The 20,826-nt window shown below is 72.8% G+C and carries 20 protein-coding genes; 14 read left to right on the forward strand and 6 right to left on the reverse strand.

The features are described from left to right. Positions 1-13 precede the first annotated feature (13 nt). The 4 genes from HUT10_RS01680 to HUT10_RS01695 form a co-directional block, all read right to left on the reverse strand. Positions 14-1,318, reverse strand: coding sequence for an NAD(P)/FAD-dependent oxidoreductase (locus HUT10_RS01680; protein ID WP_176169563.1), 1,305 nt, complete (start codon positions 1,316-1,318; stop codon positions 14-16). Next, positions 1,318-2,355: an FAD-binding oxidoreductase gene (locus HUT10_RS01685; protein ID WP_176169564.1), complete on the reverse strand. Its 1,038-nt coding sequence runs from the start codon at positions 2,353-2,355 to the stop codon at positions 1,318-1,320. Before HUT10_RS01685 ends, HUT10_RS01680 begins: the two co-directional genes overlap by 1 nt. Before the next feature lie 496 nt (positions 2,356-2,851). After that, entirely contained in the window at positions 2,852-4,003 is a 1,152-nt protein-coding gene (locus HUT10_RS01690; RefSeq protein WP_254896611.1) for a class I tRNA ligase family protein, read from the reverse strand. Continuing rightward, positions 4,000-5,283 (reverse strand): SidA/IucD/PvdA family monooxygenase, encoded by a 1,284-nt coding sequence (locus HUT10_RS01695; RefSeq protein ID WP_176169565.1) that lies wholly within the window; start codon positions 5,281-5,283, stop codon positions 4,000-4,002. The genes HUT10_RS01690 and HUT10_RS01695 overlap by 4 nt, the downstream gene beginning before the upstream one ends. A gap of 167 nt (positions 5,284-5,450) precedes the next feature. On the opposite strand from HUT10_RS01695, the gene HUT10_RS01700 reads away from it, so the two are divergent. Genes HUT10_RS01700 through HUT10_RS01730 form a run of 7 tightly spaced genes read left to right on the forward strand, consistent with a single transcriptional unit; the run spans position 5,451 to position 11,688 of the window. Then, positions 5,451-6,350, forward strand: coding sequence for a response regulator transcription factor (locus HUT10_RS01700; RefSeq protein ID WP_254896612.1), 900 nt, complete (start codon positions 5,451-5,453; stop codon positions 6,348-6,350). Positions 6,351-6,403: 53 nt separating this feature from the next. Further along, on the forward strand, positions 6,404-6,808 hold the full coding sequence (locus HUT10_RS01705) for a cupin domain-containing protein (RefSeq protein WP_217709534.1): 405 nt from the start codon (positions 6,404-6,406) through the stop codon (positions 6,806-6,808). Beyond that, positions 6,805-7,122 (forward strand): hypothetical protein, encoded by a 318-nt coding sequence (locus HUT10_RS01710; RefSeq protein ID WP_176169566.1) that lies wholly within the window; start codon positions 6,805-6,807, stop codon positions 7,120-7,122. Before HUT10_RS01705 ends, HUT10_RS01710 begins: the two co-directional genes overlap by 4 nt. Then, positions 7,122-8,498, forward strand: a complete 1,377-nt coding sequence (locus HUT10_RS01715; RefSeq protein WP_176169567.1) for an FAD-binding oxidoreductase — start codon at positions 7,122-7,124, stop codon at positions 8,496-8,498. The genes HUT10_RS01710 and HUT10_RS01715 overlap by 1 nt, the downstream gene beginning before the upstream one ends. Further along, the gene (locus HUT10_RS01720; RefSeq protein WP_176169568.1) at positions 8,495-9,157 is read left to right on the forward strand and encodes a DUF6875 domain-containing protein; all 663 of its coding nucleotides are present in this window, start codon (positions 8,495-8,497) and stop codon (positions 9,155-9,157) included. Before HUT10_RS01715 ends, HUT10_RS01720 begins: the two co-directional genes overlap by 4 nt. Positions 9,158-9,175: 18 nt before the next feature. Next, positions 9,176-9,982 (forward strand): dimethylargininase, encoded by an 807-nt coding sequence (gene ddaH, locus HUT10_RS01725; RefSeq protein WP_368660733.1) that lies wholly within the window; start codon positions 9,176-9,178, stop codon positions 9,980-9,982. Further along, on the forward strand, positions 9,979-11,688 hold the full coding sequence (locus HUT10_RS01730; protein ID WP_176169569.1) for a S8 family serine peptidase: 1,710 nt from the start codon (positions 9,979-9,981) through the stop codon (positions 11,686-11,688). The genes ddaH and HUT10_RS01730 overlap by 4 nt, the downstream gene beginning before the upstream one ends. Before the next feature lie 40 nt (positions 11,689-11,728). Here the strand turns inward: HUT10_RS01730 and HUT10_RS01735 are convergent, their stop codons facing one another. Continuing rightward, a complete protein-coding gene (locus HUT10_RS01735; protein ID WP_176169570.1) occupies positions 11,729-12,553 on the reverse strand; it encodes a hypothetical protein in 825 nt (274 codons plus the stop codon). A gap of 107 nt (positions 12,554-12,660) precedes the next feature. Between HUT10_RS01735 and HUT10_RS01740 the strand changes: the two genes are divergently transcribed. The 5 genes from HUT10_RS01740 (at position 12,661) to HUT10_RS01760 (ending at position 18,075) form a co-directional block, all read left to right on the forward strand. After that, positions 12,661-13,269, forward strand: a complete 609-nt coding sequence (locus HUT10_RS01740) for a TetR/AcrR family transcriptional regulator (RefSeq protein ID WP_176169571.1) — start codon at positions 12,661-12,663, stop codon at positions 13,267-13,269. An 85-nt stretch (positions 13,270-13,354) separates the two neighbouring features. After that, on the forward strand, positions 13,355-15,634 hold the full coding sequence (locus tag HUT10_RS01745) for a hypothetical protein (RefSeq protein ID WP_176169572.1): 2,280 nt from the start codon (positions 13,355-13,357) through the stop codon (positions 15,632-15,634). Positions 15,635-15,713: 79 nt separating this feature from the next. Then, a complete protein-coding gene (locus tag HUT10_RS01750; RefSeq protein WP_254896613.1) occupies positions 15,714-16,481 on the forward strand; it encodes a BTAD domain-containing putative transcriptional regulator in 768 nt (255 codons plus the stop codon). A gap of 98 nt (positions 16,482-16,579) precedes the next feature. Next, positions 16,580-17,425 (forward strand): G1 family glutamic endopeptidase, encoded by an 846-nt coding sequence (locus tag HUT10_RS01755; RefSeq protein WP_176169573.1) that lies wholly within the window; start codon positions 16,580-16,582, stop codon positions 17,423-17,425. Continuing rightward, positions 17,422-18,075, forward strand: a complete 654-nt coding sequence (locus HUT10_RS01760) for a hypothetical protein (protein ID WP_176169574.1) — start codon at positions 17,422-17,424, stop codon at positions 18,073-18,075. The genes HUT10_RS01755 and HUT10_RS01760 overlap by 4 nt, the downstream gene beginning before the upstream one ends. Positions 18,076-18,096: 21 nt before the next feature. Here the strand turns inward: HUT10_RS01760 and HUT10_RS01765 are convergent, their stop codons facing one another. Beyond that, on the reverse strand, positions 18,097-19,074 hold the full coding sequence (locus tag HUT10_RS01765) for a helix-turn-helix domain-containing protein (RefSeq protein ID WP_176169575.1): 978 nt from the start codon (positions 19,072-19,074) through the stop codon (positions 18,097-18,099). A gap of 154 nt (positions 19,075-19,228) precedes the next feature. Between HUT10_RS01765 and HUT10_RS01770 the strand changes: the two genes are divergently transcribed. Continuing rightward, on the forward strand, positions 19,229-20,182 hold the full coding sequence (locus tag HUT10_RS01770; protein ID WP_176169576.1) for a VOC family protein: 954 nt from the start codon (positions 19,229-19,231) through the stop codon (positions 20,180-20,182). Further along, positions 20,179-20,817, forward strand: a complete 639-nt coding sequence (locus tag HUT10_RS01775; RefSeq protein WP_176169577.1) for an alpha/beta hydrolase — start codon at positions 20,179-20,181, stop codon at positions 20,815-20,817. Before HUT10_RS01770 ends, HUT10_RS01775 begins: the two co-directional genes overlap by 4 nt. Positions 20,818-20,826 lie beyond the last annotated feature (9 nt).

Here is a 20,826-nt window from a genome sequence, read left to right on the forward strand (position 1 = left end):
CTCGTCGGGTGGGTCAGCGGCGCAGCCGGCGGCCCACCCCCACCGCGGCCGCCGAAAGCGCGGTGACGCCGAAGGCCTTCAGCAGCCGGTGCTGGCGCGTGGCCCGGTGCTGGGCCTGCAGGTAGGGGATGGTCGTGTTGGTGACCATCGCGTGCAGCGGCATCCACCGGTGGCGCAGCAGCTTCTCCAGGACCGTGTCGCACGCCCGCTCCAGCCGGACGGCGGGGGACCGCACGGTGTCGCGCAGCTCGGCGAAGTTGCGGTGGGACATGGTGGCGAGGGCGTCGGTGTTCGGCTTGCGGCGGGCGTAGTACCGGGCCAGCGCCGCCGCCGGGTCGCCCGCGTGGGCGGCCAGGCTGTCGGTCAGCTCCAGCGCGTCCTCGAAGGCCGAGTTCATGCCCTGGGCCAGGAACGGGTAGACCGCGTGGCAGGCGTCCCCGATCAGCACCACCTTGCCTTCGTAGGTCCACGGGGCGGTGCTGACGGTGACGAGGTTGAAGGTCGGCCGGTTCAGGAACGCTTCGCCGAGGCCGGGGACCAGCGCGAGGACGTCGGGGAACTCCCGGCGGAACAAGGACTCCACGTCCGCGGGCGTCCGCAGCGAGTCGAAACCGGCGGGACCGTGGAAGGGCAGCACGCAGGAACAGGTGAACGAACCGTCGCGGTTGGGGTGGGCGAACATCATCGTGTCGCCGCGGGGCCACAGGTGGAAGACGTCGTCGGCCATCCGGTGGGAGCCGTCGGCCGCGGCCGGGATGTGCAGCTCGCGCCACCCCCACTCGAGGTAGCTCTGCGAGAACTCCGCGCGCAGCTCGTGGTGCATGAACCGGCGGACGGCGGAGAACGCGCCGTCCGCGCCCACCACGACGTCCGGCCGGACCGTGAACTCCCCGCCGTCTTCTCCCGCGAAGGTCGCCGACGGCAAATCCCGGTCCACGCCCGTGCACCGGGTGTCGAACACGAACCGCACCCCGGGCTCCCGCAGGGCCGCGTCCACCAGCACCGCGCTGAGGTCCTGGCGCTGGATGGCGAGGATGCCGCCGTCGCCGTAGGGCGAGAAGCGCAGGCCGGCGTCGGTGTTGTGCAGCAGCCGCCCGCGCATCGGCACGACGAACCGCTTGACCTCGCCCGCCAACCCCAGCCGGTCCAGCGCCGCCAGGCCCCGCCGGGACAGCCCCAGGTTCATCGACGTCACCGCCACCGACGTCCCCCGCGGGTCCGGACGGCGGTCGTACACCGTCACGACGTGCCCCTGCCTGCCCAGCGAGAGCGCGAGGAACGCGCCGGCCATGCCGGCCCCCACGATCGTGAACTCCACTACACACACTCCTTGTCGGTCACACGGCCGAGGATTTCCCGGGCGACGAGCGGGGCGGCACCGAACCCGGAGCCACCGCAGGCGGACCGCACCCACACCGACGGGTGCACCCGGGCGAGGACGGGACCGCCGGTGACGGCGTCGGCCGCGTAGTGGCAGTCCTTCGTCCCCACCACGGCGTAGTCCTCGGTGCCGGCGAGGATCGGCTCGGCGAGCAGCCGGCCGGCCCACGGTTCGCCGTCGGGCTCCGCGGTGGTCTCGACCACCCGGCACACCGCGTCCGAACTGATCTTGAGCAGCGCCCCGCCACCGGGCGGCAGCAGCCAGGCCCGCCGGTCGGCGCCGATCCGTCCGACGCCGGGAGCCACCGCCCACCAGGCGGCCAGCCGCCGCGGCGGGCGCAGGTAGACCATGGTCTGCCGGTGCAGCACGACCGGCGGCCCGGCCAGTTCCCCGGTCCACGGGCCGCCGGCGACCAGCACGACGTCCGCGTCGACCGCGGCACCACCGGCCAGCACGACCCGGTGGTCTTCGACGCCGGTGACGGCGCAGCCCGGCCGCAGCGTCACCGCGGGGTGCGCGGCGAGCCACGCGACGGCGGCGCGGAGGAACCGATCGGCCAGCAGCACGGCCCCGCCGGGATCGAGCACGCCGCTGGTGCCGGCCGGGAACAGCACGGGCGGCAGGGTTTCCGGCGCCGCGGCCGTCGCCGGCACGCCGGCCCGGCTCGCGGTCTCGAAGGCCTGCGCGAGCTCGTGCGGGGTGCCGGCGGTGACCACGCCGACGGGCCGGACGAAGCGGGCCCGCAGCAGTGATTCCAGTTCCGACCACCGGCGGCGGGCCTCGGCCATCCGCGCGGTGCCCTCGACGTCGTCCGGCCGCAGCACCCGCAGCGCGCGGTGCTGGTCGGACGACGTCGACGCGGGGTTGGGGAGCGGACCGCGGTCCAGCACGCGGACGCGGTGCCCGGCCCTGGCGCACCCGATGGCGGTGACCAGGCCGGTCACCCCGCCCCCGACGACGGCGACCGTCGCCATCAGCGCGCCGGCCCACCCGGTCCGGCGAGCCCGGCCGCGGTGCGCTCCCGGCCCACTCCGGCGGGCCCGGTCGCACCGGCCACGGGCGCGTCGGCTTTTTCGATTTCTTCGGCTGAACGGACCGTCACCGACAGCCGCGGCAGGCGTTTCGGTGTCACGGTGTCGGCGTCCGGATGCCCCGGCAGCATCGTGTCCGGCAGTGCCGCCGCCGCGAGGTCGATCAGGATCGGCGCCGCACACCGCAGGAACACGTCCACCTGGTGGCACAGGTCGCCCGCCGTTCCCGACGTCACCGTCGCCGCCAGCCGGTCCAGCCGGGCGAGCTGCTCCGCGAGGGTCGAAGCCGCCGCCGTCAGGCTGAACCGCCGCAGGTCGTAGGAGTCGGCGAACCGCTCCGCCATCCGCCGGGCCGTGCGCCGCGCGGCCGCCGACACCGGCAGCGGGCCGCGGTCCACCCACCGGTCGACCGCCGCCGCCACCCGGTTCCACGGGCCGGTCAGCCGGGTTTCGCCGATCCGGAGCAGGGCTTCGCGGGTGAAGTCGGTGCGCTGGTACTCGGGGCTGGTGGCGCAGAGGTGGAAGCGGATGAGGTCGCGCGGGACCTCGGCGGCCAGTTCCCGCCCGGACACCACGTGCCGCGGCTGGTCGAGAACTTCTCGTTGGCCAGCTCGTAGAACTCGTTGGTGAAGTACTGCGACGGCAGCACGTGCTCACCGAGCGCGGTGAGCAGCGCCGTGCCCACGATCGCGAACGGGTAGGTCGCGTCCAGGCCGAGGAAGTACACCACCGTCGTGCCGGAACCGGCGTGCCAGAGCTCGTCGTCGGCGGCCAGCACCGCACCGCGGCGCTCGGCGCCCAGCGCGGTGGTGAACATGCTCCACGGCATGCCTTCCATGTGCGCGTAGAAGACCTGGCCCGCCACTTCCGGGAACGGCGCCGGGATGCCCCACGACGCCGGCTGGGTGATCGGGAAGTCCGGCAGCGGCCGGGCCAGCGCGGACTCGATCAGCCGCGCCATGCCGGGCCGCATCGGGGTGCGGGCGAAGTACGCCTCCAGCTGCGTGCGGTACCGCTCCACCGGGAAGACGAGGATGTCGACGTCCCGGCGCTCCAGCGGCTCGTCCGGCCGGGTGGCCGACCGCGCGTCGATCAGCTCGCCGGGGGCGATCGGCAGCCCGCAGCTCTCGCAGATCCCCGCGCACCCCTGGGCGAGGCAGAACGGGCAGCCGCCGGTGACGTAGGCGTCCATCAGGTACTCGCCCGTGCTGGGCAGGTACGGGAAGGTCACCGACCGCAGCTCCAGCAGCCCGCGCTCGTGCAGGCGCTCGTAGAAGCGGGTGACCATCCCGGTGAACCGGTCACCGAGGCAGCCGAACCCGTCGATCTCGACCCCCATCGCGGAGAACGTCCTGCGGACCTGCTCGGCCGAGCGCTCCCGCAGCTCCTCCGGGGCCACGCCGAGCCGCTCGGCCGCCGCGACGACGTAGTTCTGCGTGAAGTGCATCCCGGTGCCGTACAAGGCTTCCCGCCCGGTCGCGCGGGCGTACCGGGTGCAGACGTCCGCGGCCAGGAACGGGCCTGCGAGGTGGCCGAGGTGCAGGTCGCCGTTCGCTGTGGGGGCCGGCGAAATCACCACCAGCCGGTTCACCGGAGTGCCTCGCGCTCGCCGGCGCCGCGGCGGGCGAGCAGGTCGTCGAGGATGTCGCGGGAACGGTGGGCCAGCACGCTGATCAGCGAGTCGGCGATGCCGTGCGTGGCCTCGTTGACGCCCTGCAGGTACACCGCGCCCCACGCGGACTCGCCGAGCTCGACCCGGTAGCAGCGGCTGACCGAGATCTCCGCCAGGCCGACGTGCTCGGCCAGGTCGCGGACCAGCGCGGGCATCCGGGTGTCGAACCCGGTGCCGAGCAGCACCAGGTCGCAGTGCAGCGGCTCGACCTTGCCGTTGGTGCGGTCGCGCAGGTCGAGCACGACCTCGTCGCCGTCGACCCTGGCCCCCACCACCTCGGTCAGCGTCCGCACCTCCGAACGCTGCTGCCCGATCCCGCGCTGCTGGTAGAGCGTGGTGTACATCTGGTCGAGGAAGGGCGGGGCCGCCCCGGCGTAGTTGGTCAGCCGCATCTCCTCCAGCACCTGCCGGCGGACCTCCGGCGGGCTGTCGTAGAAGCGGTCGACGAACGACGGGAAGAACAGCTCGTTGACGAACTTGCTCGTCTGGTAGTTCTGCGGGCCCACCGACCGCACGATCATCGTGCGGGTGCTGTTGGGCAGGTTGTCGTGCAGCGCCATGAACATCTCCGCCGCGCTCTGCGCCCCGCCCACCACGACCGCGCGCAGGGGCGCGTCCGCGGGCAGCTGCGCGATCCGGCGGCGGTACTGCGCGCTGTGGATCAGCCGGTCGGCGGGCAGGCCGGCGAAGACCTCCGGCACGTGCGTGTCCCGGCCGCCGCCGACCACCAGGTCGCGGCAGCGGATGGTGTCGCCGTCGGCGAGGGTGGCGACCCAGCCGACGATCGACCCGTCGCGGTCGCGCGCGGGCTCGACGCTGCGGACCTTCGCGTCGTAGCGGATGCGGACGTGCTCCAGCGACTTCGCCACCCACTGCAGGTAGTCCGAGAACTCCCAGCGGAAGGGGTGGAACGTCCCGAGGTTGACGAACTCGTCGAGCCGCTGCTGGTCGTGGAGGAAGCTGAGGAACGAGAACCTGCTGCGCGGGTTGCGCAGGGTCACCAGGTCCTTGAGGAAGGAGACCTGGCTGCGCGCCCACGGCATCAGCAGATCCCGTTGCCACTTGATGTCCGGGCCCTGCTCCAGCAGCAACGTCTGCCGGGCCAGCTCCGGGTGCCCGGACTCCTCGATGGCCACCGCGAGCGCGAGGTTTGCCGGTCCGGCTCCGATCGCGAGCAAACCCACCTGTACTTCGGTCACAGATACACTCCGATTTCTGGGAATAGGTCGGCGTGCCGCGTGCCGCCGCAGCGATCGTAAGGAGCGCTGTTTCCCGGGTGGTAGGGACGTTTTCCCCTGGCTGCGGGGAATCTTGCCGAAGCCGTTCGGCCGCCGTCGCCCCCGCGGCCGCGAGTCGTGCGGGCGAATTGATTGCGATCAAGCGGATTGATTGCGATCAACAGCCCCCGACAGTGAGACTTCCCTGTCGGATAGGGAAGGCGTACGCGCGCTTTCACTGGGAGGAGCCGATCGTATGCGGATCGGCAGCAGTTCACTTTGGGGGAACGATGAGTCACGCCACCGGTTTCGGATACACCACCCGGCTGTGGCCGGTCGAACAGCTTGACCCGGCTCCGCTGACCGTGCTGCTCGCCGACACCCAGCCGTCGGTCCGCCACGGCGTGCGGGCCGCCCTGGAACAGGCCGGCGGGGTGTTCGTCGTCGGCGAGGCGGCCACGGCGAACGGGGTGATCGCCGAGACCGCCCGGCACCGGCCGGACGTGCTGGTCGTCGATCCGCAGCTCGGCGGGGCCGGGCCGGCGGACGTGATCGGCCGGGTGGCACTGGTTTCGCCGGAGACGAAGGTGCTCGTGCTGAGCGCGGCCGACGACGACACCGCCGTGCGGTCGGCCATCCACGCCGGGGCGCGCGGGTACCTGGTCAAGGGCGCCGACGCCGAGCAGATCGTGCGCGGGGTGCGGGTCGTGGCGGCGGGCGAGGCGATCGTCGGCCGCGCGATCGCCGCCCGGTTCAGCGCTTTGGTGCGGACTTCCGCGCCCGAACCGTATCCCTTTCCGCAACTGACCACCCGGGAACGGCAGGTGCTCGATCGGATCGCCGCCGGAAGGTCGAATGCGGTGATCGCGCGCGATCTCGGGCTTGCGTCCAAGACCATCAGCAATCGCGTGTCCGCGGTTTTCGCGAAACTCGGTGTAGCCGATCGGGCACAGGCGATAGTGCTCGCGCGGGACGCGGGCCTCGGCCGCGGTGAATTCACCGGCGATCGGGAACAGTTCCCCTATCGCGGGGAAACCGGCCGCACCTAGCGTCGATCGGCGTCGGACGCGGCGACCGGAGACGACGCTGATCGGAGTGGGACGTGACTGACCAGGACCTTGCCCTCGTGGACATCCGCCGGCTGGAGCCCGAGAACCTGACCCGGGCCTACGGGCTCGACATGAAGCTGCTCCACCCGTGGGACGGGATGACCGCGCCGTTCCGCGGAGCCTGGTGCGTGCTGCGCCCGGGCGACGCTTCGGTGGCCCACGCCCACCACGAGCACGAGATCTTCATCGGCATGGCCGGGCGGGCCGAGGTGGTCACCGGCGACCGGCGGCACGCGTTCGCGGCCGGGGACATCGTGTTCCTCAAGCCCGGCATCGAGCACCACCTGTTCAACGACCCCGAGCACGGCGAAGACTTCTCCTACTACGCGATCTGGTGGGACCGGGAGATGTCGGCCGAGTTCGTCGCGCACGACACCGCCGAGGCGGGTTCCCGGTGATCGACTACGACGGGCGCAAGTTCCGCAAGGCAGGCGCCGAAGCCGTGGCCGTCTACCGGCAGGAGGACGACGTCGTCTGGGCGGAGTTCGCCGGGGGCGACGTGCGGCGCGGCACGCTCGCCGGCACCCAGCGGGAGAACGGCGTGCTCCACCTCGGCTACACGGTGGTGCTCGCCACCGGCGAAGTGATCTGCGGGCACACGGTGAACACGCCGGAGGTGACCGAGGACGGTCACCTCCGGCTGCGCGAGGTGTGGGAACGCTACGGCCCGCACGCCGCCACCGGCGTGTCCTACCTCGACGAGGTGAGCTAGTGTCCCGGCGCCCCACCGACGCGGACTGGCGCCGCCTCGATCGCGCGGTGACCGGCCGCGTGCGCCGGCCCGGCGAGACCGGGTTCCGCGCCGCGAGCACACCGTTCAACAAGCGGTTCGCCGGGATCACCCCGGCCGGCGTCGTTTCCGTCGCCGGCCCCGCCGACGTGCAGCGCGCGATCGAGTGGGCGCGCGAGACCGGCGTCGACGTCGTCCCCCGCGGCGGCGGGCACAGCTTCGCCGGCCATTCGGTGGGCACCGGACTGGTCCTCGACCTCCGCGCCCTGAACACGGTGACCGCCGACGGCTCGACCGGGCTCGTGACCGCCGGGGGCGGTGCGCTGATGGCCGACGTCTACGCGGCCCTCGAACCGCACGAGATGACGTTCGCGCTCGGCAACAGCGACACCGTCGGCATCGGCGGGCTGACCCTCGGCGGCGGCTGCGGGGCCACCTCCCGGGTGTTCGGGCTCACCGCGGACGCGCTCGTCGCGACCACGATCGTCACCGCGGACGGGCAGCTGCGGCACTGCGACGCCGGCACCGAACCCGACCTGTTCTGGGCCTGCCGCGGCGGGGGCGGCGGCAACTTCGGCGTCAACGTCTCCTTCACCTTCCAGGCCCGGCCGGTGGCCGACTGCGCCACCTACGTGCTGCTGTGGGACGGTGCGGACGCGGCGAAGGTGTTCTCGGTGCTCCAGGACACCGTGCGGCTCGCCCCGGACGAGTTCGCGGCCCGGATCGGCGTCAGCAAGGCCGGCGGGGACACCGTCGTGTCGGCCGTCGGGCAGCACCTCGGGTCCGCCGCGGAACTGCGGGACATCCTCGACCCCGTGCTGTCGGTCGCGCCGCCGGTCCGCACGGTCATCGCGGACCGGACCTTCTGGCAGGCCAAGGACGACCTGCGGCACGAGACAGCCGAAGGCGCGTTCGCGTCGCGGACCAACATCGCCACCGGGCCGCTGCCCGACGAGGCGATCGCCACCATGCTCTCGTTCGTCGAACGCCGTCCCGCGAGCGGCAACCCCGACGGCGGCGGCGCCGCCCTGTTCTCCTGGGGCGGCGCGATCAACCGGGTGGGCGCGACCGACACCGCCTTCGTCCACCGAGACGCGATGTTCCTGCTGGCCATGGACACCTCGTGGGCCGCGGACGACGGACCGGCCGTGGTCGAGGCCAACCTCCGCTGGCTGACCGAACTGGGGGAGGCGATGGCGCCGTACGTGTCCGGCCACGCCTTCCAGAACTTCACCGACCCCGACCTCGCGGACTGGCGCACCGCCTACTACGGCGTCAACTACCCGCGCCTGCAGCGGATCAAGCGGCAGGTCGATCCGGACGGGTTGTTCACCTTCGCGCAGAGCATCGCCTCATGATCGGCGACGACAAGGTGCGCATCTGGACCGCGGCCGAGGTCGGGGCCGGCGCCGCGCCGCCCGAGCACCTACCGCACCTGCGCGAAATTCTCGCCTGGGCGTGGCGGTACCTGGTTTCCGCGCACCCCGACCTCGGCCGCAACGGCCCGGTCTGCCCCTACACCCAGCCATCACTCCACAAAGGACTGTTCCACCTGGCCGCGCTGACCGCCGCGGACGGCGACGTCGACGCGCACGCCGCGATCGAGAGCCTGCGCTCGTGGTACGAACGGCTTTCCGCGGGCATCCCGCCGGAAAGCCGGGAACTGCTGACCATCCTGCTCGTGCTGCCGCAGCTGGACCACCACGACGCGGCCCCGCTGGACGACCTGCAGCGCGAGGCCAAGGACGGGTTCGTCGCCGACGGGCTGATGATCGGGCAGTTCCACCCGGTCTGCGACCAGCCGGGCTTGTGGAACGACGAGTTCAAGGCGCTGCGCGCGCCGGTCCCGCTGCTGGCCGTGCGGAAGCTGGTCGTGTTCGACCTGCCGTTCCTGATGGACAGCACGGCCCACGCCGAGAGCTACTTCCGGCGCTTCGCCCCGGACATCCCGCCCCGCATCCGCGACCAGCTGGTCAAGCGGCTGGTGGGCACCGAGAAGTCGTTGCAGACGGCCTGATCACCCAGGAGAAACCACGTGCGGCACTACCTCATGGTCAGACCGGCGTACTTCGACGTCGAGTACTCGATCAACCCGTGGATGGACCCCGCCAAGCCCACCGACACCGGACTGGCGATCGCGCAGTGGGAATGGCTGCGCGACCTCTACCTCGACCTGGGCCACCGTGTCGAGCTGCTCGACCCGGAACCGGGCCTGCCGGACATGGTGTACGCGGCCAACGGCGCCACCGTGGTCGGCGGCCGGGCCCTGGTCGCGCGCTTCCGCCACCGGTTCCGCCGCCCGGAGTCCGCCGCGTACGCGGAGTGGTTCGCCCGGCACGGCTACCGCGAGGTCCGGCAGGCACAGTGGGTCAACGAAGGCGAGGGCGACTTCCTGGTGGCCGGCTCCCGGATCCTGGCCGGCTCGGGGTTCCGCACCGACCCGCGGGCCCACCGGGAGGCCGCGGAGTTCTTCGGCCTGCCGGTGGTCGGGCTGACGCTGACCGACCCGCGCCACTACCACCTGGACACCGCGCTGGCCGTGCTGGCCGACGACCTGGTCGTGTACTGGCCGGAGGCGTTCACCGAGGACAGCAGGCGGCAGCTCGAGCAGCTGTACCCCGACGCCGTGCTCGCCGGCGCCGCCGACGCCGCGGCGTTCGGCCTGAACGCCGTCTGCGACGGGCGGCACGTCGTGCTGCCCCAGGCCGCCACGCGGCTGGCGGCGCAGCTGCGCGAGCGGGGCTTCGAACCGATCGGCGTCGACCTGTCCGAGCTGCTCAAAGGCGGCGGCAGCGTCAAGTGCTGCACGCTCGAACTGCGCAATGGGGGAGAACAGCAGTGAAAAGACCTCTCGTACTGGCCCTCGCGGTCCCGCTGTTCGGCGCGCTCGCCGTGCCGGCCACGTCGGCCCAGCCGCGGCTGTCCGGGCCCACCGTCGAATTCTCCGTCCTGGCCAGCGAAGTCGCCGGCGGGTACGACGTGGCGGCGGCAGGCAAGGCGGTCCGCGCGGCCGGCGGCACGGTCGTCGCGACCAACGCCGCGGCCGGCCTGCTCACCGCGACCGCACCCGCCGGCGGGTTCCTCGAACGGGTCTCCGGCGCCGGCGGGGTGTTCGGCGCCGGCCGGGCGAAGGCGATCGGCACCGTGCCGAAGAGCGGCCCGGCCCGGCCGAAACCCGACACCGCCGAGACCGAGGGCGGCCGCCGCGGCGCGGGCCGCCCGAAGAGCCCGTCCGCCGGCCTCGACCCGCTCGACGACAAGCTCTGGGGCCTCAAGGCCGTGCGGTCGGACCTCGCGCGCACGGTCCAGCCCGGCGACAAGCGGGTCAAGGTCGGCGTCATCGACTCCGGGATCGACGCCACCCACCCGGACATCGCGCCGAACTACGACCTCGCCGACTCGCGCAACTTCACCAAGGACATCGTCGCCGACGAGAACGGCGTCCCGGTCGACGGGCCGTGCGAGTACCGCGGCTGCGTGGACCCGGTCGACATCGACGGCACCGGGCACGGCACGCACCTGGCCGGCACGATCGCCGCGGCCGCCAACGGCTTCGGGGTCTCCGGGGTCGCGCCGAACGTGACACTGGTGAGCCTCCGCGCGGCCCAGGACTCGGGCTTCTACTTCCTGCAGCCGACGATCGACGCGCTGACCTACGCCGGCGACGCGGGCATCGACGTGGTGAACATGTCGTTCTACATCGACCCGTGGCTGTACAACTGCACGGCGAACCCGGCGGACTCGCCCGCCGAGCAGGCCCAGCAGCGGACGGTCGTCGAAGCGACGAAACGCGCGCTGAACTACGCCCACCGCAAGGGCGTCACGATCGTGGCCGCGCTGGGCAACCAGCACAGCGACCTCGGCCGGCCGCAGCCGGACGCGACCAGCCCCGACTACCCGTCGAACAGCACGCGCCCGCGCACGGTGGACAACGCGACCTGCCTGACCCTGCCGGCCGAGGGCCCGCACGTGATCGGCGTCGGCGGGTTCGGCCCGTCCCAGGCGAAGGCGGACTACTCGAACTACGGCCTCGAGCGGATCTCGGTGTCCGCGCCCGGCGGGTACAAACGCGACTACTTCGGCACCCCGTGGTACGACAGCCGCGACAACGAGATCCTCTCCACCTACGCCCGCAGCGTCGGCGTCGCCGCCGGCTACATCGACGCCGCCGGGGAGATCACCCCGGCCGGGGCCGCGGTCGGCATCGGGAAGGAGACGACCGCCGACGGCCGCGCCGGCTACTTCCGCTGGCTGCAGGGCACCTCGATGGCGGCCCCGCACGCGGCGGGGGTCGCGGCGCTGATCGTGTCGCAGTACGGCCACCCCACCCCCGGCGGGGGCTTCGGCCTCGACCCGGACGTGGTGCAGCGGATCCTCGAGCAGACCGCGTCGAAGATCGCCTGCCCGGTCCCGCGCACGGTCGACTACCTCGACGAAAGCCGGGACGCTTCGTACACGGCAACGTGCGCGGGCGACGCCTCCTTCAACGGCTTCTACGGCCACGGCGCGGTCGACGCCTGGTCGGCCGTGACCCACGGCCGACCGTGAGAGCGGGCCGGGGTGCCGCGTCCGGCACCCCGGCCCTTCTCTACCGCTCGAAGCGGCCGTCGACGCGGAGCTTCGGGCTTCCGTGGCTCGCGTGGGCGGCGCGGGCGAGCGGGACGAGAGCCGCTTCCCGTTCCGGGGCGATCGCCATGTAGCGCACCCAGCCGTGGTCGAACAGGCCGATGCCGGTGGGCGTGCCGCGGAACGCCGTCCGGCCGTCCCCGGGATCGGAGCGGGCGCCGTAGGAGAAGGTCGCGACCTGGCCCGTGCCGAGGAGCGCGGCGGCTTCGTCGACGGTGATCCACCGATGGTTCGTCGACGAGGGGCCTTCGCCGGTTTCGTCGTGGTAGTGGATCATCCGGCCTTCGGCGAGCAGCTCGTCCGCGGCGGCCACGAACACGAGGTAGTCCTTCGGGTCGGCCCGGCGTTGCCGCAGCTGGCGCCCCTCGTCGGAGCGCGGGTCGATGGTCACGTCCAGCACGCCGTCGCGCCGGACGAAGGAGTGCACGAGGCCGGTCTCGATCAGCTCGAGCACCTTTTCCCGGGGCAGGCGCCGCTTCGCGATGCGGGAATCGCGGTGGTTGAGCCACCACCCGGTGAGCAGCAGTACGGCGATGAACGCCGGGAAGACGAGCTGGAGGACCGTGCCGGCGATGAGGATCGCACCCGCGCCGGAAATCAGGATCAGCACGACACCGCTCGAGCCGCCCACGGTCCCGGTCACGACGGCCAGGGCGCCCAGGAAGGGCGTGAGCAGTTCCATGCCCTTCTTGCCGCGACGCTCCCGGATCGAGAGCACCGCGATGCTCACGGCCAGCGCCACGACGTTCAGGACGCCGATTCCCCACAGGACCCACCACACCGGCATGCCGCCTCCCAGTTCGTCCGGCCCAGCATGCGCCGAACTCGGACACGGCGTCAAGACACGGTGTCCGGACAATGTGTCCGGATTTGCTGTCCGGTTATGCTCCGGACGTGCCTTCAGTGACCCGCCCGACCGGCCGCAAGCGCCAGGACCGCCGGGAAGAGCTCGAGCGACGCCTGTTCGCCGCCACCGAGGACCTCGTCGGGGCGGGTGAGGCCTTCACCGAGCTCAGCGTCGAGCGGCTGGCCGGGGCGGCCGGCATCTCCCGTTCGACCTTCTACGTCCACTTCGAGGACAAGGGCGACCTCGTCCGGCGCCTGGCCCGGTCGGTGCTGACCGAGCTGCGGGACGTGTCGAGCACCTGGTGGGAGACAGCCGACCCGGCCGGCCTCACCGCGGCCCTCACGGCGATCGTCGCGGTCTACCGGCGGCGCGCCGCCGCCTTCACCATCATCACCGAGACCGCGGCCTACGACCCGGCCGTCGCGGCCGAGGTGCGCACGCTGATGCAGGCGATCATCGACGCCACCCGCGCGGCGATCGAGCGCGGCCAGGATGCCGGCGTGATGCGCCCGGTCCGCCCGGCCGAGACCGCCGCCATCCTCACCTGGATGGTCGAGCGCGCGGGTTACCAGCTCGTCCGCGCCGCCGAGCCGGCCCAGGACGGGCCCGTCGTCGAGGCACTGACCGACATCATCCGGACCACCCTCTACGCCTGACTGCCTTTGCGGGCAGCCCGCGCTGCCCGCAAAGGCGGCTGCCGGACGGCGCGGAACCGGACACCGCGGACGTACCGTGAGCCCCATGGCGGAGCACCTGGAGGGCACCTCCCCACCGGTCACCCGTGCGCACCCGGCCGGCCCGCACCGCGACCCGGCCGCATCCGGCGACGGGGGACTCCTGCGGCTGCAGCGGCTGGCCGGCAACCAGGCCGTCGGCCGGTTCCTGCGGCGCCCGGGCGCGCTGGCGGTGTCCCGGCAGGTCGACACCAGCCAGGCCGCGCCGATCAGGAAAGAGCTCGACAGCCTCATCCCGTTCAACAGCACCCTCGAGGGCCTCTGGGCGAAGCTCGGCCTGCAACTGCCCGAAGCCATCGCGGACCCGGCGTACCAGGAGCTGTGGGACCGGTCGGTCACCAAGGAGAAGATCGACCCGGTCGCGGCCGCCCGGCCGCTGCTGTCCGCGCTCGCCGCCGACACCGTGTCGCTCTCGCAGGCCACGCTCGGCTCGCAGGTCGTCCGGCTCGAAAACCTCGCCCAGGAGCTGCGGAAAGCCAAGGAGGACAAGGCCAAGGAGAACCAGTCCAGGATGCCGGCCGACCACAGCGGCCCGGAGGGGATCGAGGACAAGGAGCGGCTGGTCAGCCGCGGCACCGTCCCCAAGCCGCTGGCCGACGCCGGCAGCCTGGTCGACGCGGCGACGGTCGTCGACTTCCTGGAGAACTGGCCCGACATCCTGCGCGGCGCGCAGGTGGGCGTGCGCCGCACCGACATCAGCCTGCTCGCCCCGCCGGGACCGCCGGCCGCACCGGCGCCGACCCTGCTGCCCGGACCCGGTGGCGGGGACGCCGCCCGCACGGACGCGGGAGCACCGCCGGGGGAGCAGCTCTCGCCGGTGCTGTTCGACCCGAACCTCGACGTGGCGGCCGAACGCAAGCGGGGTGGCGACATCGACGACGTCGCACTCGGCGTGCTGCGCGACGTCCACCGCCAGTGCACCGAGAACGCCGGGACGTTCAAGGAGCTGATGGCGGCGATGCTGGCCGAGGACGCCAACCTCGCCGTGCTGCACGAGCGGCACGAACTGCGGTCGGTCAGCGCGCTGTCCGGGCAATCCGAGGCCGTCGCGACCGACGCGATCATCCGGACCGCGCAGCAGAACGCCGCCGACGCCAAGACGTTCCTCACCATGCTCGGCACCCCGGGCAAGGTGGACTGGAAGATCCTCGCCCCGTCGATCAGCCGCCTGCTCGGCGGCGAGCCCGGCAGGCGGGACTGGTCGGCGGCCGGCGTGAAGTACTTCGTCGACCTCTACGACAAGAAGATCACCGAGGCCGAGAAGGCGAAGGCCCAGGCCGAACTGGGGCTCGCGGTGGCCAACGTGGTCGCCATGCTGGCGCTGCTGACCCCGGCCGCGCCCGCCGCCGGTGCGTTCCTCGCGGTGATGGACGTGGCCGCCGCGGGCGGCGCGGTCGCCGACTCGGTCGCGGCGAGCCGTCAGGCGGACGTGCTGGGCGCGGCCGCCGCCGCCCGGATGGCGAGCAAGGACGCCGCCCAGGCGGCCCGCGAGCAGGCGGACGCCAAGCGCGCGGCGATGGTGTTCACGCTCATCACGAGCGCGCTGCCCTACGTGCCCGCCGCTGCGTCCGGGCTCGCGCGGACCGCGGGCCGGGCCGGTTCGGCGTTGCAGGGCACGAAGTGGACGGCGCTGCTGCCGGCCGGGCGCGCGGCCGGGCGGGCCGGGCAGCGCGGTGCCGTCGAGGTCGATCTCCTCCTGAACCTGGCCTTCCTCGGCCTGCCGGCGATCGCCCGCAACCGCGTGCAGGGCATGCTGGTGCTTTCGCAGATGGTGTCCCGGATCAAGACGATCAGCCGCACCCTGGACTGGAGCCGGGTCGCCGCCGCGCTCGCCCGCGGCGGTGACGAGTCGCTGCTGCACCTGGGCAGCAAGTACGGCCTGACCGACTACATCCGCTACCACATCCACGGTCCGGGGCTCGGGCGCGAGGCGTACCCGATCTTCCTGGCCCCGGAGCGGGCGAACCAGTTCGCCAACAACCACATCGAAGGGTTCATGCGCCGGGAGTTCAAGGGCGGCGCCGAGGTCGAGTTCTCGGTCGCGTACACGACCTTCAACGGCGAAGAGCTCTCGCCGTTCATCCGCGGCATGCTCACCAGCGGCGACAAGAAGATCATCACCCGGCTGGCCCTCGACCAGGGCTTGATCGAGAAGTTCCTCAAGTCCGCGGTGTACGACATCCGCGTCACCCGCGGCGGCGTGCGGCAGACCTACCGCGCGAGCGTCACGGTCGGCCCGCCCGGCTCGGGGGCGATGAGCCTCAGCCCGCCGACGCGCGTGCCGTGACTGTCGACGGATTGTCGACGGCACGTGCGACCGTCCGGTAGCGGGGACCGGCTCGTCCCCGCGACGGACGGGAGGTCACGTGCGCGTCAGACTGCTCGGCCCGGTCGACGCCGTCGTCGGCGGGGTGCCGATCCCGGTCACCGGACTGCGGCGGCGGGCGGTGCTCGCGGTCCTCGCCCTGCACGGCGAAGGGATCGCCGGCACCGGACGGCTCGTCCGGGCCGCGTGGGGTGACCGGGCCGCCGGGGTGTCGCCGAACACCCTGCAGAGCCACGTGTCCGCGCTCCGGCGGGTGCTCGGCGACCGGACCGCGATCATCGCCCGGCCGCCCGGGTACCTGCTCGACCTCGGTCCCGACGCGACGGACGTCGCCGAAGCCCGGCGCCTGGTCGGGCGGGGCGAGCGCGGGGCCGACCCGGCGGAGAACGCCGCGGCCCTGCGTGCCGCGCTGGCGCTGTGGCGGGACCGTGCGCTGATCGACGTCGGCGGGGTGCCGTGGCTGGACGAGCAGGCCGAAGCGCTGGAGGGACTGCGCACGCGGGCCCAGCTGGCCCTGGTCCGGGCCAGGCTGGCCCTCGGCGAGCACGCCCAGCTCGAACCGGACCTGCAGCGGCTGGCCCTGGCACGCCCGTTCGACGAGCAGGTGCACGCGCAGCTGATGTTCGCGCTGTACCGCACCGGCAGGCAGGCCGACGCGCTCGGCGTGTACCGCAGGCTGCGCGCGGCACTGGCCGACCACCTGGGCATCGACCCGGACCAGCGGCTGCGCGAGCTCGAAATCGCGATCCTGCGGCAGGACCCGGCGCTGGACCAGCCGGCACTCGCCGTCCGGCTGCTGGCCGGCTGACCACCGGTTTTCAGCGCCCGATCAGGACCCGTTCAGCACCGCTGGGCAGGGTGGACGCGGGCCGGGGTACCGGCTTTCGCAGAACCAGGGGGATTTTCATGAGACTTCGACGGCTTTTGCCGCTCACCGCCCTGGCGGCGGTGGCGGTCGTGTCCGGCGCCGGGGCCACGGCGCCCGCGAACGCCACGGGACCTGCTCTCGCCTACGCCGGCAGCCCGGTCGCCGGCACGGCCCGGCACACCGGCGGGCTCGCGCCCGCGGTCGCCGGCCCGCTGGTCGAGGCGACTTCGCGGAACTGGGCCGGCTACGCGATCACGTCACTGGCCACCCCCGCCGCCACCTTCACCCGCGTGCACGGGTCGTGGACGCAGCGGCCGGTCACCTGCCCGGCCTCGGACGCCTGGGCGGTGTTCTGGGTCGGCTTCGACGGCTGGACCAACGGCACGGTCGAGCAGGGCGGCAGCTCGGCCCGGTGCGTCAACGGCACGCCGGTCTACCAGCTGTGGTGGGAGATGTTCCCGACCAACGCGATCCAGCCGGTGCTGACCATCAACGCCGGCGACTCGGTGAGCGCGGACGTCACCTACGACGCGGGCACCGGCCGGTTCACGATCACCGTCGCCGACGCCACCCAGCACACGAGCTTCACCACCACCCAGACCTGCGCCGCCGGCCTCACCTGCTCGCGCACCAGCGCCGAATGGATCGCCGAGGACGTGGGCCGGTTCGGGACCGGCGACTTCTTCCCGCTGGCGAACTACGGCCGGGCGCTGATGGGCAACAGCGTCGCCACCGACGACGCCGGCCACAGCGGCTCGATGACCGCGAGCTCGACCTGGCAGCGGACCAGGATCCAGGAGCAGGACGCGACGATCACCTACGCCACGACCGAAGGCGCCGGCCGCAACGGGCAGAACTTCGCCGTGAACTGGGCGCACCAATGAGCCCGCTGCGCCGCGCCGCCGTCGTGGTGGGCGCGGTCCTGGCCGCCGTGGTGACGGCCGGGGCGCCGGCGGTGGCGGCCGACCCGATCACCATTTCGAACGGACTGTTCAACAACAGCGCCGCCACCGCCTGGTCCTCCGCGCCGGCCACGACGATGGGTGACCGGACGGTCACCCGGATCACCACCGGCGTCCAAGGGCTGGTGGTGAGCGGCCCGACCGGGTCGGTGTTCCACCAGACCCTCGGCGTGTCGAGGTACATGTTCATCGGGACCCGCAACCACGTCCTGATCCTCGAATCGCCCACCGGCGCCGGAAACCGCTCGGTGTCCTCTGTGGACTTCACGACGACACCGCCGGTCGAGCGCCCGATCCTGACGGTGGGGGTCGGCTCGGCCGCGGTCGGCTCACCGGCCGTCCAGTTCAGCGTCGGGACCGGGGACGCGTTCTTCGTCTTCGCCCCCACCGGCACTTCGGTCGCCGGGCTCGGCATCCACCGCAGCGACAACGGCACGATCCTGTGCCCCGGACCGCCGCCGCTGACCCCGACCGGACAGCTGTTCGGCGAGGCGACGGCCACCCAGCTGCGGATCAAGATGGGCGGCACCGTGCTGGCCGCGTGCACCCGCCCGCCCGGAACCACCGGCTGACCGGCTCGCCGGGCGCGCGTCTCAGGCGAGCGCCCGGCGGCGGAACTCCGCCGGGGTGAGGCCGGTGACGGCCTTGAACACCTGCCCGAAGTGGGACGGGTCGCCGAAGCCCCAGCGGGCGCCGATCGCCGCGACCGGCACCCCGCGGGCCGCCGGGTCCGCGAGGTCGCGTTTGCAGGCCTCCACCCGGCGGTGCCGGATCCAGCCGGCCACCGTGTGGCCGCTGTCGCGGAAGAGCGCGTGCAGGTGGCGCACGGAGACGAAACAGGCCGCCGCGATCGTCTCCACCCGCAGGTCCGGGTCGGGCAGCCGCTGGTCGATGCAGGCCAGCACCGCCTGCCGCCGCCGGAGGCGGTCGTCGGGTTCGGCGGGGCCGGTGAGCCCGGCGTGGGCGCGCAGCATGGTCGCCGTCATGTCGAGCACGTTGCCGGCCAGCAGGATCCCGGCGGGCTGGTGTGCCGGGGCCAGCGAGCCGAGGCCGAGGACGGCCGACCAGACCACGGGCGCGATGCCGTGCTCGGCGGAGAACTTCCGCGCCACCAGGTGGGTGAAGGCCGCCGCGTCGTGCGCGCCGACCGCCGCCTTGCGGAAGCGCACGTTCACCGACCGGTAGTCGTCGCTGACGTCGAGGGTCAGCGGCTGCTCGGAGTCGTAGAGCGCGAACTCGCCGGCGCGCAGCGTGGTGGCGCGGCCGTCCTGGGTGAGCTGCTTGGTCCCGGCCAGCTGCAGGGTCAGCAGGAAGGAGGCGTCGGCGGCGAGCGAGAGGTCGTCGGGACGGCGGTGGACGGTGTGCCGCAGGCAGGCGACGCCGAACAGGCCGAGTTCGCCCACCGCCCGGTGGGTGATGGAACCGGCGAAGCTCTTCGGGTTGGCGAATTCGAAGCTGAAGTGCAGCGACACGCCGGTGTTGACCTGCCGCTCCCAGACACCCGGACCAACCTTGGCCGCCGTGCGGGGCACGGCGTGCCCGGTGGGCAGCAGGCTCAACGCACCGGCCATGGTCGCTCCTGGGACGCTCGGGCAACGCGGCCAGGGTACGCCGCGGTCGTGCGCATCGGCGACATCGACGTGCACGTTTCCCCGATGCCGGGGCGGCGGCGGGCTCCTAGCGTTGGGCCGGAAGTGCTCGCAGCTCGACGAGGAGACGCCTGCCATGGCCTACATCGAAGGTTCCCACCACATCACGCTCTCGGTCGGCCGGGCGCAGGAGGACGTCGACTTCCACGTCAAGGTGCTGGGCATGCGGTTCATCAAGCGGACCGTGCTCTTCGACGGCTCCCTGCCGATCTACCACCTGTACTACGCGAACGCGAACGGCGATCCCTCCAGCGTGGTCACCACCTTCCCGTGGGCGCAGGCCGGGCTGTACGGCAAGCGCGGCACCAACCAGAGCCGCGAGGTGCTGCTGTCGGTGCCCGAGGGCAGCCTCGACCACTGGCACCGGCGGCTGACCGAGCACGACGTCGAGGTCCGCAACGTGGAGGTCTTCGGACGGCGGCGGCTGGCGTTCGAGCACCCGTGCGGCATCGAGTACGTGTTCGTCGCCAACGAAGGCGACGACCGGGTCGGCCACGCCGGTCACGGTGTCCCGCCGGAGTACGCGATCCACGGGCTGCACGGGCTCGGTGTCCACGTGCAGACCCCGGACCGGACGGTCGAGTTCGCCAACGACACCTTCTACGCCCAGTCCGGGCCGGCCGAGGAGGGCGACCGGATCGCGGTGCAGCTGGGCAAGCAGGCCCACGGCAACCACCTGGAGATCACCGTCAACCGCGCCGACGACCAGGGGACCTGGCACTACGGCGCCGGCACCCACCACCACTTCGCCTGGAACGCCGACACCCTGGAGAACCAGGACGAGCTGAAGTTCGAGGTCGAGGGCCGCGGCTACACCGACATCTCGGAGCTGAAGGACCGCAAGTACTTCAAGAGCGTCTACGTCCGCTCGCCGGCCGGAGCGCTCTTCGAGCTGGCGGTCACCCACGCCGACGGCGGCTGGGACTGCGACGAGTCGCCGCACGAGCTCGGCCGGCGGTTCCAGTTGCCGGAGCAGTTCGAGGACCGCCGCGAGGAACTGCTCGCCGCGCTCGAGCCGATCGACGGATGAACGCCCACCTCGAGCAGCGGGTCCTGACCTGGGGCCCGCCCTCGGCGCCGGTGGTGGTGCTCGCGGTGCACGGCCGCGGGCACCAGCCGGAGGTCATGCGCGAGCTGACCGGCCGGTTCGGCCCCCTGCCGGCCCGGTTCACCGCCCCGGCCGCGGCCGGGGGCAGCTGGTACCCCCTCCCGTTCCTCCAGCCACTGGCCGCCAACCAACCCCACCTCGACGAGGCTCTCGCGGCGACGGAGGCTCGCATCGACACGCTCCTCGCCACCGGAACGGCGCCGGGAGACGTGGTCCTGCTGGGGTTCTCGCAGGGAGCGTGCCTCCTGGCGCACTTGTTGTTGACCCGCCCCCGCCGGATCGGTGCGGCGGTGCTGCTGACGGGCGGGTTCATCGGCCCCGACCCGATCGAGCCACCGACGGGAGACGAGCTCGACGGCGTGCCGGTGCTGCTGCGGAGCATTTCGGAGGACCCGTGGGTGCCGGCCGGCCGGGTTCTGGAGACGGCCCGCCTGTTCGAGGAGGCGGGCGCCCGGACCGACGTGGAGATCGAGCCGGGTGGAGAGCACATCGTGACGGACAAGGCCTGCCACGCGGCGGGCGAGCTCATCCGCAGCCTGCCCCACCCGGCGCGGTGAAGCGGCCGG

Source organism: Amycolatopsis sp. Hca4 (genome assembly GCF_013364075.1).
Lineage (GTDB): Bacteria > Actinomycetota > Actinomycetes > Mycobacteriales > Pseudonocardiaceae > Amycolatopsis.